Origin of the sequence: Xanthomonas sp. DAR 35659, assembly GCF_041242975.1 — a bacterium.
In the GTDB taxonomy this organism is placed as follows: Bacteria; Pseudomonadota; Gammaproteobacteria; order Xanthomonadales; family Xanthomonadaceae; genus Xanthomonas_A; species Xanthomonas_A medicagonis.
Map to the genome: position 1 here is coordinate 5,263,914 of NZ_CP162488.1, position 12,759 is coordinate 5,276,672.

Below are 12,759 nucleotides of genomic sequence, written 5' to 3' on the forward strand. Positions count from 1 at the left end.
GCGTGAGTGGGGCCGCGCAGTGTAGCCGCAGGCCGACGCCGGCGCTGCGGCGCGGGGCGCAAACGACGACGCCGGCACACAGGCCGGCGTCGTGCCGGATGCCTCCGGCGCAAGGGCGGGATCGCTTACTTGGTGATGTCCACGTTGCGGGTCTCGCGCAGGAACAGCGTGCCCAGCACCAGGGTCATCAGCGCGATGCCGATCGGGTACCACAGGCCGTAGTAGATGTTGCCGGTACCGGCCACCAGGGCGAAGGAAATCGCCGGCAGGAAGCCGCCGAACCAACCGTTGCCGATGTGGTACGGCAGCGACATCGAGGTGTAGCGGATGCGGGTCGGGAACAGCTCGACCAGGAATGCGGCGATCGGGCCGTAGACCATGGTCACGTACAGCACCAGCACCCACAGCAGCAGGATGGTCATCGGGATGTTGATGCGCGCGGTGTCGGCCTTCTCCGGATAGCCGGCCGCAGTCAGCGCGCCCTTGAGTTCCTTGCCGAAGGCGGCGGCCTTGGGCTTGGCGTCGTCCTTGCTCAGCCCGGCGGCCTCGTACGAGGCGACCTGGCTGCCGCCGATGCGCACCTGCGCCAGCGACCCCGGCGCGGCCGGCTGCACTTCGTACGGCACGCCGGCCTTGGTCAGCGCGGCGGTGGCCACGTCGCAGGAACTGGTGAACTTGCGAACGCCGACCGGATCGAACTGGAAGCTGCAGGTGCTCGGATCGGCGATCACCTGCGCCGGGGACGTGGCGCGCGCCTCCTCCACCGCGGGGTTGGCGAAGTGGGTGATGCCCTTGAACAGCGGCATGTAGGTCACCGCCGCCAGCAGGCAGCCGAGCATGATGATCTTCTTGCGGCCGATGCGGTCCGACAGCCAGCCGAAGAACAGGAAGAACGGCGTGGCCAGGGCCAGTGCCGCGGCGATCAGCAGGTAGGACACGGTCGGGTCGACCTTGAGCGTGCTCTGCAGGAAGAACAGCGCATAGAACTGGCCGCCGTACCAGACCACCGCCTGGCCAGCGGTCGCGCCGAGCAGCACGATCAGCATCAGCTTGAAGTTGCCGTCCTTGAGGCTGTCGCGGAACGGCTGCTTGGAGCCCTTGCCCTCGGCCTTCATCTGCTGGAACAGCGGCGATTCGCTCAGCTGCAGGCGGATCCACACCGATACGCCGAGCAGGATGATCGAACCCAGGAACGGGATGCGCCAGCCCCAGGCCTCGAACGCCTCGGTGCCCAGGGTCAACCGGCACGCCAGGATCACCAGCAGCGACAGGAACAGGCCCAGCGTGGCGGTGGTCTGGATGAAGCTGGTGTACAGGCCGCGCTTGTTCGCCGGCGCGTGTTCGGCGACGTAGGTCGCCGCGCCGCCGTACTCGCCGCCCATCGCCAGGCCCTGGGCCAGGCGCAGCACGATCAGGATCACCGGCGCCACCACGCCCCAGCTGTCGTAGTTGGGCAGCACGCCGACCAGGAAGGTGGAGATGCCCATGATCAGGATGGTGACCAGGAACGTGTACTTGCGGCCGATGCGGTCGCCGAGGCTGCCGAAGAACGCGGCGCCGAACGGTCGCACGAAGAAGCCGGCGGCGAAGGCCAGCAGCGCGAAGATCATGCCGGTGGTCTCGTTGACCCCGCTGAAGAACTGCTTGGCGATGATCGCGGCAAGCGAGCCGTACAGGTAGAAGTCGTACCACTCGAAGACCGTGCCCAGGCTGGAGGCGAAGATCACCTTCTTGTGGCCCTTGGTCAGGGGTTGGCCCGACGGGTTGATGGCGGTGCTGGACATAGGAAGCTCCCCTCCGAAGCGGGTGGTGTGGCGAGAATGGACGTGGTCCGGTGGCGCGGTCCGTCGCGAATGCGTGGCACGGCGGTGGCGGCGCGGCGCGCCCTCCCGGGCGCCGCGCCGGCCGCGGCCTCAGAAGCTGTACTTGGTGGTGAACTGCAGGCGGGTGATGTCGCCCTTGGCGCCGCTTTCGATCTCGCGCTTGCCGTACATCAGCTCGGCGCCGACATCGACCTTGGGCATCGGCGTGTAGAAGATGTTGCCGCGGATGCTCTGCACGGACTTGGTCACGCCCAGCCCGGTCAGCGCGGTGTCGTTGTCGTAGTCGCTGCGCGCGTAGATCAGGTTGGTGCGCAGCTTGGGCGAGAACGCGTGGCGCCAGCCGATGTAGCCGGCGATCACCCCGACCGTGTCCAGGTCGCGGTCGGCGGCGTCGTAGACCGCGTTCTGGGCGATGCCCAGGCCGACGTAGCGGCCGATGCCCTCGCCGCCGCTGAGCTGGTAGAACAGGCTGTCGCTGTCCCCGGCCACCCACTTGCCGCCCAGGGTCAGGCCGCCGGAGACCTTGCTGGCGTCGGCGCCGGTGGCGCGGTTGTCCACCTTCTGCTGGCCGATCAGGCCGCCGATGCCGAAGCTGCCCCAGTCGCCCTTCCAGCCGTAGCGCACGGTCAGGTCCGGCAGCGCGCCGCGGTCGGAACTGGCGGTGCTGACCACGCCGGCCGTGCTGCGGTTGTAGAGCGTTGTCTCCGGGTTCTCCAGGGCGATGCTGAAGCCGCCGTTGGTGTAGCGCACCTGCGCCTGCCGCACGAAGATCACGCCGTCGGTGGGGCCGATGAAGTCGGCCGCCTCCGGCAGCGCCGCCGGGTCCATGAAGTTGGACCAGGTCTGGCCGGCCAGCCAGTGGTTCCAGTACATATAGGCGTGACGCAGCGTGGCGCCGTAGGTGTTGGTGGCGGTCTGGGTGCCCAGCGAGTTGCCGAAGAAATCCAGCTCCACCAGCGCGCCGGCCTTGTTGCCGCCCTCGGTGACGCTGTCCACGCCGAAATTGATGCGCGAGAACTTGGCGTGGGCGTTGTAGTCGGTGCCGGACTTGGCGCCGCCCACCGGGGTCTGCCCGGGCAGGTACAGCGCGCGGCCGGTGGCGTCGTCGGCGAGCTGGCCGTCGCCGGTGCGGGTGGCCAGGAAGTCGGCCTTGATGAAGCCGCCGACCTTGAACGTGGTGCCGGGCGTGGCGCCGGGGGTGATGGTGGTGACCTGGATCGGCGCCTTGCCGGCCGGCAGCGCCGGTTGCGCGGCCTGGCTGGACTTCACCGCCGCGACCTCGGTCTGGGTCTGCGCGATCTGGCCCTGTTGCTGTTGCTGCGAGGACAGCAGCAACTGCACCTGCCGTTCCAGCTCGGCCACGCGGGCCTCCAGTGCCTGCTCCCGCGCCGACGGGGACTTGCCGCTCTGGGCGAAGGCCGCGCCGGGCGCGATCAGGGCGACGAACAGCGCAGCGGCCAGCGGGCCCCGTGCCAAGGATGCGATGCGGTGGCTCATTACTCCCTCCCGAATAATGGATGTCCGCCGCGCGCAGGCACGGCTGGACGCAGGGTGCGCGCCGCGGCCGGCCGCGCCTATTGGCCATTAGTCGAACGCCGGCTGCGTTACGACCATCGTCTAAGGCCCGGTGCGTGCGCGCTTAACGGTGGATGCGGCACACTGGACGATGACGCGCCGCCGCATGCGGCGCCCCGTTCATTGCAGAGGGAACCATGGCCGATCTTTATCCCGTCGATCCGCAGTTCGCCGCCCGGGCACGCATCGACAAGACCCAGTACCAAAGCCAATACCGGCAGTCGGTGGAACAGCCGGAGGCGTTCTGGGGCAAGGTGGCCGAGCGCCTGGACTGGTTCAAGCGGCCGACCCGGATCAAGGACGTGAACTTCGCCCTGGACGACTTCCATATCCGCTGGTTCGACGACGGCGAGCTCAACGCCAGCGTCAACTGCCTGGACCGGCAACTGGCCACCCGCGGCGACAAGACCGCGCTGCTGTTCGAGCCGGACAGCCCGGACGCGCCGTCCTACCGCGTCACCTACCGCGAACTGTACGAACGCGTATGCCGGCTCGGCAACGCGCTGCGCGCGCTGGGCGTGCAGAAGGGCGACCGCGTCACCATCTACCTGCCGATGATCCCGGACGCGGCGGTGGCGATGCTGGCCTGCGCGCGCATCGGCGCGATCCACTCGGTGGTGTTCGGCGGTTTCGCGCCCAATTCGATCGCCGACCGGGTGATCGACTGCGGCAGCAAGCTGATCATCACCGCCGACGAAGGCCTGCGCGGCGGCAAGAAGATCCCGCTCAAGGCCAACGTCGACGCGGCGCTGAAGCTGCCCGGCACCACCACCGTGGAAACCGTGCTGGTGGTGCGCCACACCGGCGGCGCGGTGGACATGCAGGCCCCGCGCGACCGCTGGTTCCACGACGTGGTCGACAGCCAGCCGGCCGAGTGCGAACCCGAGCGCATGAACGCCGAGGACCCGCTGTTCATCCTCTACACCTCCGGCTCCACCGGCAAGCCCAAGGGTGTGCTGCACACCACCGCCGGCTACCTGCTGTACGCGGCCTACACCCACGAGACCGTGTTCGACCTGCGCGAGGACGACATCTACTGGTGCACCGCCGACGTCGGCTGGGTCACCGGCCACAGCTACATCGTCTACGGGCCGCTGGCCAACGGCGCCACCGCGCTGATGTTCGAGGGCGTGCCCAACTACCCGAGCGTGTCGCGCTTCTGGGAGGTCATCGACAAGCACCAGGTGACGATCTTCTACACCGCCCCGACCGCGATCCGCGCGCTGATGCGCGAAGGCGAGGCGCCGGTGAAGAAGACCTCGCGGGCGAGCCTGCGCCTGCTCGGCAGCGTCGGCGAACCGATCAATCCGGAAGCCTGGCGCTGGTACTACGACGTGGTCGGCGACGGCCGCTGCCCGATCGTGGACACCTGGTGGCAGACCGAGACCGGCGGCATCCTGATCACCCCGCTGGCCGGCGCCATCGACCTCAAGCCCGGCTCGGCGACACTGCCGTTCTTCGGCGTCCAACCGGCCCTGGTCAGCGCCGACGGCGAGATCCTGGAAGGCGCCACCGAGGGCAACCTGGTGCTGCGCGATTCCTGGCCGGGGCAGATGCGCACCGTCTACGGCGACCACCAGCGCTTCATCGACACCTATTTCCGCACCTACCCGGGCAGCTACTTCACCGGCGACGGCTGCCGCCGCGACGAAGACGGCTACTACTGGATCACCGGCCGCGTCGACGACGTCATCAACGTCTCCGGCCACCGCATCGGCACCGCCGAGGTGGAGAGCGCGCTGGTCTCGCACCCGAAGGTGGCCGAAGCCGCGGTGGTCGGCTTCCCGCACGACATCAAGGGCCAGGGCATCTACGCCTACGTGACCCTGGTGGCGGACGAGGCCCCGAGCGAGGCGCTGCACAAGGAACTGGTGGCCTGGGTGCGCAAGGAGATCGGCCCGATCGCCGCGCCCGACCACCTGCAGTGGGCGCCGGGCCTGCCCAAGACCCGCTCGGGCAAGATCATGCGCCGCATCCTGCGCAAGATCGCCGAGAACGCCCCCGACCAGCTCGGCGACACCTCGACCCTGGCCGATCCGTCGGTGGTCGATTCGTTGGTGAACGAACGCCTCGCGCGCTAGCGCGCGAGACATTCGTTCGGGAATGGGGAATGGAGAATCGGGAATGGGAAAAGCCGTTTCCCGATCGCTTCGTTTCCTCAGGCACCGACACGCCGCTTTTGCCGTTGCTATTCCCCATTCCCCACTCCCGGCCTCACCATGCCCACCCTGCTGATCGCCGACGACCATCCCCTGTTCCGCGAGGCGCTGCGCGGGGCGGTGCAGCGGGTGATGCCGGGCGTGCAGTTGTACGAGGCCGACAGCGTGGAAGCGTTGTATGCGCTGGCCGACCACCACGCCGATGCGGATCTGTTGCTGATGGACCTCAACATGCCCGGCGCGCAGGGGTTCAGCGCGCTGGTGCATCTGCGCGCGCTGCATCCGCAGTTGCCGGTGGTGGTGGTGTCCGCGCGCGAGGAGCCGACGGTGATGCGGCGCGCGCTGGACCACGGCGCGTTCGGCTTCATTCCCAAGTCGGCCGATTCGGACACCATCGGCCTGGCCCTGGGCACGGTGCTGGACGGCGAATGCTGGGCGCCGCCGGAAGCGCACAACATGCCGCCCACCGACCGTGCCGAACGCGAGGTGGGCCAGCGCCTGCGCGAGCTCACCCCGCAGCAGTTCCGCGTGCTGCAGATGCTCGGCGCCGGCCGCCTCAACAAGCAGATCGCCTACGACCTGGGCGTGTCCGAGGCCACCATCAAGGCGCACGTCACCGCGATCCTGCGCAAGCTTGGCGTCACCAACCGCACCCAGGCCGTGCTGATGGCCGGCAAGCTGGCCATCGACAGCGACGGCATCGTGCTGCCGCTGGAAGAGGATTGAAGCCGCCGGCCTGGCGGATGCGTGGGCCGGGGTGTGGCGGCACGCGGCTCGATCGCGACGGGTAGGCTGAGGCCTGCGGCCATGCGTGGCGGTTTCGATCAAGCATGTTCGCGTGGGTTCGCCGCTGTGGCATCCGTCGAGATTCGGTCGCGGCTGAAGCCGCTCCTACAGTGAAGCGTTTCAGTGCGACCTTTTCCCTGCAGCCTCCCCCTGTAGGAGCGGCTTCAGCCGCGACCACTGTTGATGCAGCACGCATCGCCGACACCGCCCATATAGCTGCGGCTATGAAAAAAAGCTGCAGGTTCGCGTGCGTTCCCGGTGTGTTCGCCGCTGTTGACCGCTGTTAGACTGCGCGTCCCTTGGGGAGTAGCCTGCTGTCCGACTTGCGCGGACAGCGCCCGCATCAACAGACTCGGCCGATGGCCGTGGTGCGGGCAGCCAGTCCGGTTGGCGAGACCAGCGGCGAGCTTGCGTGGCGAAAGCCGGGCGCGCGCGCTCGTCGTCGTCTCCTGCCCCGGCGCGGTCCCTCCATGTCCTTTCTTTCGATTCTGCTGCTCGGCATCGCCATGTCGACCGACGCTTTCGCCGCCGCGGTCGGCAAGGGCGCGGCGATGCAACGCCCGCGCTGGGCCGACGCGCTGCGCGCCGGCCTGATCTTCGGCTGCATCGAGGCGCTGACGCCCGCACTCGGCTGGTTACTGGGCCAGGCCGCATCCAAGTACGTGGTCGCCTTCGATCACTGGATCGCGTTCGGCCTGCTCGGCGCGCTCGGCGTGCACATGATCGTCGCCGGGCTCAAGCCGGATGCCGACGAACCCGAGGCCACGCCCAAGCGCCACGGCTTCTGGAACCTGGCCGCCACCGGCCTGGCCACCAGCATCGACGCGATGGCGGTCGGCGTCGGCCTGGCCTTTCTGGACGTGAACATCGTCGAGGTCGCGGTGGTCATCGGCCTGTGCACGCTGACCATGGTCACCCTGGGCATCATGCTCGGCCGCGTGCTCGGCGCACTGGCCGGCAAGCGCGCGGAGATCGTCGGCGGCGCGCTGCTGATCGCGATCGGCAGCACGATTCTCTACGAACATCTGCATTGATGCCGGGATTGGGGAGTCGGGATTGGGGATTGGTCACGGCGGATCACCTCGCCGGCGGGTTATGGGATTGGCCCTGCATTGGCGCGATGGGACTGGCCTGGCGGTGAATTCCAGGTAGGTGGAGAGGGTGCACTTGTCGCCGCCGCGCGGCGGCAGTGCGGCACGCACGTGGAAGATCGGCGTGTTTCATGAGCGGCGGTTCCTGTATCCCGGACGGCATTGCTGGTTGCGGCTCGCGGTGCGGTCTGCGCGCCGACCGCCGATGCCCTCGACCGGGCGCGACGACGCCTCGCGTTCGAGCGGTGAGCGGTGAGCGGTGGCAGGCGTTCCGCGTGGCGAGTGGCGCGCAATGCGACCGGCAGCTCTGGCGATGGATCGGCTTGCCGGGCCATCGCTGCAATCGCCTCGAAGAAAACAGCGCGCCCAACCGGGCGCGCCGTGGGGCAACCTCCCTCAGAACCGGTAGGTGGCGCGCATCCAGTAGTAGCGCCCCAACGTGTCGTAGGTGCTCACGTCGGTGTTCGCGTTCAACACGTTGTTCTGGTACATCAGCGGCGGCTGCTTGTTGGTCAGGTTGTCCACGCCCAGGTCGACCCGCAGGTTGGCGCCTTCCATGTCGTAGCCCACCTGCAGCGCGTGATACATGTAGCTGCCGTAGCGCAGCACCACACCCTTATCGTGCCCGTCGGCGGACATGTTCTGCGACAGGTCGCCGCTGCCGACCTGCACCTTGCCGACCCACCGCGTGGTCCAGCTCGCATCCCAGTTGCCCAGCTTCCAGCCGGCCATGGCGTGCGCGCGCCAGTGCGCGTAATTGCCGTAGGACGAGTTGTAGCGGCCAGCCATGTGCACCACCGAGTCGCCGGTGTCGATGTCGTAGCGGTGCAGGTAGGTGGTGTCCAGGGCCAGGGTGAACTTGCCGAACTCGGTCTGCGGCAGCGCGTAGTTGGCGCCGAAGTCGATGCCCTGGGTGTCGAGCTTGCCGATGTTGACCACCGGCGTCTGGATGTAGTCGACGTTGCCGGCGCTGACGCTGTCGGAAGGATAGCGATGCAGGTAGCCGCAGTACGGGCTGCTCTCGTCGTTGTAGCAGAGATTGGCCACGGTCTGCGCGGAAATCGGCTGGATCAGGTCGTCGAGCTTGACCTTCCACCAATCCAGGTTGAGCGACAGGCCCGGCACGTAGTCGGGGCTGTAGACCAGACCGTAGTCGAACGAGGTGCCCTTCTCCGGCTTGAGCTGGTAGCCGACGTAGCTGGAGCCGGACACGATGCCGTTGGTCTGCGACAGGCCCGAGCCGCTCCAGCCGGCCGGCACGCCGGCGCAGGCGGCGGCGTGGCCGCTGCCGCTGTAGCCGATGCACGGATCGACGAAGTTCGGCGCGTCGGAGGTCGGCCCCTGGTAGATGTCGCTGATCGTCGGCGCGCGGAACACCTGCGCCGCGGTGCCGCGCACCATCAGGTCGTGGATCGGCCGCCATTCGACCTGGAACGAGCCGCTGTTGTTGCTGGAGCGCACGCTGCTGTAGTCGGAGAAGCGGTCGCTCAGGGTCAGGTTGAGCGCGCCGATCGGCGAGGACTGCGCCAGCACCGGCAGGAACAACTGCAGGTAGGCTTCCTTGACGTTGAAGCTACCGCTCAACGGCGAGGAACAGGCCTCGGTGGACACGGCGCAGGTGTTGTCGCTGTTGATCAGCGCATTGGCGGAGACGGTGGTGTTCAAGCTCTCCTTGCGGTACAGCGCGCCGACCGCCAACTGCGCGCTGCCGCCGGGCAACTCCCACAGGCTGCCGTTGGCGCTGGCCTCCCACTGTCGGGTGATGGTGGTGGTTTCCTGGCGCGGGATGGATTCATGGCTCTGCAGCCAGGCCACCGCATTGGCGCCGCCCTGGTCGAAGATGTTGACCTGGCCCGCGGTGATCGCGTCCTGCAAACCGGCGTAGTCGACGTAGCCGTGGCTCCAGTTGCGCTGGCGGTAGTGGCCGTAGTTGAAGTTGGCGTCCCACACCCAGCTGCTGTCGCCGATGCTGCCCTTCAGGCCGAACACGTCCTGGTCGGTGGCGGTGTCGTAGAAGCCTTCGCGCTGGCCCAGCGAGGTGAAGCGCGTCTGGTACTGGTAGCCGTTGGGGCCGAACTCCACGCCGAACGGGTTGTAGGGGTTGTCCGCGGCGATGGTGATGCCGTCGTTCTGCGCGTCCAGCGGCAGCGGCGCGATCGCGAAGTTGGACATGGTGTGGTTGTGGTACGCGTTGACGTAGGCCTGCAGCTTGTCGGTCACGTTGAAGCTGCCGAGCACGAAACCGCCGACGCGTTGCTGCGGGGTCAGCAGCAGGTTCTGCGCCTGGTAGTTGTAGGCGTCGGACGCGGGGTCGTAGCACTTGTAGCCGCCGCTGCCGTTGCCGGTCAGCGCGCCGTCGGCCGCGCAGCCGTTGGCGGCCAGGGTCGCGGCCGGGAGCTTGTAGTAGCCGCTTGGGGTGCGTGCCGAACCGCCCTTGTAGACGCTGCCGCTGGACAGGTACATCGCGTCCTTGGAGAACGCGCGGTTGGCGGTGGAGACCGCCTTCTGCTTGTTGTAGTCCAGCCCGACCACCACGTTGCCGCGGTCCCAGGTCTTGCCGAAGGTGAAGCTGCCGCCCTGGCGCGCGCCGTCGCCGCGGCTGGCCTGGCCGTAGTTGGCCGAGACTTCGCCGCCTTCGAAGTTCTTGCGCAGGATGAAGTTGACCACGCCGCCGATGGCGTCGGAGCCGTACATCGCCGAGGCGCCGACCTTCAGCACCTCGACGTGGTCGATCATGTTGGTCGGGATCGAGTTGACGTCGTTGTTGAGGATGCGGTGGCCGTCGATCAGGATCAGCGTGCGCGCATCGCCGAGGCCGCGCAGCGACACGGTCGAGGCGCCGTCGCCGCCGCCGTTGTTGACCTGCGGATTGGTCGCGTCGCCGGCGATGCCGGGCAGCGACTGCAGCAGGTCGCCGAGGGTCTGCTTGCCGCTCTGCTGGATCTGCTCGCGATCGACCACCGCCACCGGGCTGGCCGTCTCCACGTCCACGCGGCGCACCAGCGAGCCGGTCACGGTGACCCGGTCCAGATCCACCGTGTCGGAGGCGGCCGGTGCCGAGGCAGGGTCGGCGCCCTGCGCGTAGAGCGAGGCGGGCAATGCCGCCAATCCCAGGCAAACGGCCTGTGCGAGTCTGTTCTTTGCTACGGACATGGTGAGCTCTCGTGTCATGGGCAATGGCATGCCTGCGCTGCGCACCGGCGCGAACCGATACGCGTCGCGCAAGGCGCGGCGGCGTGTTGTGGGATGCCCCGGATTCGCGACCCGGCGAAGCGCGAAGCATGTGTTAGTTTTTTATAAGAAACGTATGGTGCGGATGTGCCGGTTTACGCCAGCGACTGACACAATCGCTGCACCCGTTCGAAATACGCCGGTCACCGGCGCGTCCCCGTGGCCGCGCGCGCGGCGGCCGTCCCGCTCAATCGGCGTCGTAGCCCCAGCGCTGCAGATACGGCTGCAACAGCGGCAGCACCGGTTCGAAGAACGCGCGGTACGGGCGCCAGCGTCCGATGCCGTTGCGGTTGATGCCTTCGACCACCTGCGCGTAGCTGGGCGTGCTGATGAAGCCCTTGGCGCGGGCATGGCGCTGGAAATCGAGCAGCCGCGCCGGCTGTTCCAGTTCCAGAAAGTGGCCAAGACGCGCGACCTGGGTCTGCGGATTGGCGACCAGATCCTCGTAGCGCAGTTCCAGAGCATGCGGCCGCAGCAGCTCCACATGCTGCAGCCAGCCGCCCATCGCATCGGCGTAGCCTTGCGCCAGACGCTGCGCGCTGGAGCACAGCACGGCGAAGGCCGGCGAGCGGAACGCCTGCATGTAGCAACTCAGTAGCACGTCGCAGGGATGACGCAACGCCAGGATCACCGGCGACTGCGGAAACAGCCGCTGGATCAACGGCAGGCGCAGCAGGTTCAGGGGATTCTTGTCGACCAGGCGCTGTCCCAGCTGCAACGTCACGACGCCGCCTACCGAGCGCCAATAGTCCGCGCGCAAGGCGGCGCAGTCGGCGTCGTCCAGCTCGCCCAGGCCGTCCGGCCAGTCCAGGCCGCGGCGCTCGATGCGCTCGGCCAGCCCCTGCAGGAACGGCCGCTCGTCCATCGCGCACAGCTGCGGGTGCGCATCGAGCATCTGTTCGAGCAAGGTGGTGCCGGAGCGCGGAAACCCGACCACGAAGATCGGCGACGCCGCGCGCGGCGGGCCGGCGACCGGCAACGCCGCCGCGTGGCGCGCCGGGTTCCAGCGACGGCGGGCCGATGGCAGCGGCGGCGCATCCACGGCGATCAGATCGGGCACCAGCGCGGCGATGCCGGCGACCTGCCCGGCATGTCCGCGCGCGCAGGCCGCCAACGCGGCGTCGTGGCGCCCCAGCCGGTCGCAGACCCGGCCCAGCGCGAAGAACAGGTTGCTGTGCTTGCGCGCGTCGGTCGCGGCAGAGAGCAAGCGGGAGAGTTGCCGGTCCGCGTCGTGCCAGCGGCCGTCGCGCATCGCCAGCACCGCCAGCGCATTGAGCGCGTCGTGGCGCGCATCCGGGTCCGCGATGCAGTCCGGATCAGGCAGATGCGCGGCGGCCTCGCGTGCTTCCTGCAGCCGGTTGGCGCGCTCCAGGACCAGCACCAGCCGCGACCAGGCGCGCTCCGGGGGCGTCAGCACGGCCGCCGTCTCGCGCAGCAGCGCGCAGGCCGTGTCGGTATCGCCGGCCTGGGCCAGCAGCCAGGCCAGTTCCAGCGTGGTCTGCGGCTCCTGCGCCGGCCAGTGCCGCCAGTCCGCGATCAAGGCGTCGGCGCGCTGGAAATCGCCGCACTCGTGGCAGGCCATCGCCGCATGGACGCACAGCGGTGGCGACTGCGGCGCCAGCGCGTGCGCGTCCAGCAGGTGCGCGCGCGCCGCGGCGTAGTCGCCCTCGTCCAGCGCCAGCAGGCCCAGGTTGTGGTGCAGCATCGGATCGTCCGGCGCCAACGCCAGCGCCTTGGCATACGCCTGCCGCGCCTCGGCCAGACGCCGCGCCTCGCGCAGCGCCGTGCCGAGGTTGTTCCAGTGCGCCACGTCGCGCGGCTCGCGCTGGGCCAGGGTGCGATACAGCGCCGCCGCCTGCGCCGGGTCGCCCTGCATCTGCAGGCTCATCGCCAGCAGGCTGCCGACCGTGGCGTCGCCGGGCACATGCCGCAGGTAGCGGCGCGCGCCCTGCTCCAGCGCTTGCGCCTGCCCGGCCTGTAGCGCCGCCAGCAACGCGGGCAGGGTCGGGATCGCGGTGTCTTCCGATGGGGGCATGCGGTGAAGCGCGTGGTGGCGAGCGGGGAAGGCCCGTCACGATAGCCGTGCAGGATCGC

7 protein-coding genes and 1 riboswitch are annotated in these 12,759 nt (G+C 68.7%); of the genes, 3 read left to right on the plus strand and 4 right to left on the minus strand.

The genetic code is table 11. The features are described 5' to 3' along the window. Positions 1 to 125: 125 nt before the first annotated feature. Both AB3X07_RS22380 and AB3X07_RS22385 read right to left on the minus strand, forming a co-directional pair. Positions 126 to 1,784, minus strand: a complete 1,659-nt coding sequence (locus AB3X07_RS22380) for an MFS transporter (RefSeq protein ID WP_369941408.1) — start codon at positions 1,782 to 1,784, stop codon at positions 126 to 128. Positions 1,785 to 1,913: 129 nt separating this feature from the next. Next, positions 1,914 to 3,320, minus strand: a complete 1,407-nt coding sequence (locus AB3X07_RS22385; protein ID WP_369941410.1) for a DcaP family trimeric outer membrane transporter — start codon at positions 3,318 to 3,320, stop codon at positions 1,914 to 1,916. A 215-nt stretch (positions 3,321 to 3,535) separates the two neighbouring features. On the opposite strand from AB3X07_RS22385, the gene acs reads away from it, so the two are divergent. From acs to mntP, 3 genes are all read left to right on the plus strand, one after another. After that, entirely contained in the window at positions 3,536 to 5,479 is a 1,944-nt protein-coding gene (gene acs / locus AB3X07_RS22390; RefSeq protein ID WP_369941412.1) for an acetate--CoA ligase, read from the plus strand. A gap of 138 nt (positions 5,480 to 5,617) precedes the next feature. Then, complete coding sequence (locus tag AB3X07_RS22395) at positions 5,618 to 6,283, plus strand: response regulator transcription factor (RefSeq protein WP_369941414.1); 666 nt, start codon at positions 5,618 to 5,620, stop codon at positions 6,281 to 6,283. A gap of 356 nt (positions 6,284 to 6,639) precedes the next feature. Next, a riboswitch (yybP-ykoY riboswitch) is annotated at positions 6,640 to 6,732 on the plus strand. An 81-nt stretch (positions 6,733 to 6,813) separates the two neighbouring features. Beyond that, positions 6,814 to 7,377 carry a manganese efflux pump MntP gene (gene mntP / locus AB3X07_RS22400; protein ID WP_369941416.1) on the plus strand — a complete coding sequence of 188 codons (564 nt, stop codon included), beginning with the start codon at positions 6,814 to 6,816 and terminating at the stop codon, positions 7,375 to 7,377. A 453-nt stretch (positions 7,378 to 7,830) separates the two neighbouring features. Here mntP and AB3X07_RS22405 read toward each other — a convergent pair whose 3' ends face one another. Both AB3X07_RS22405 and AB3X07_RS22410 read right to left on the minus strand, forming a co-directional pair. Beyond that, positions 7,831 to 10,533, minus strand: a complete 2,703-nt coding sequence (locus AB3X07_RS22405) for a TonB-dependent receptor (RefSeq protein ID WP_369941418.1) — start codon at positions 10,531 to 10,533, stop codon at positions 7,831 to 7,833. A gap of 319 nt (positions 10,534 to 10,852) precedes the next feature. After that, positions 10,853 to 12,700, minus strand: coding sequence for a tetratricopeptide repeat-containing sulfotransferase family protein (locus AB3X07_RS22410; protein ID WP_369941420.1), 1,848 nt, complete (start codon positions 12,698 to 12,700; stop codon positions 10,853 to 10,855). Between the last annotated feature and the right edge of the window lie 59 nt (positions 12,701 to 12,759).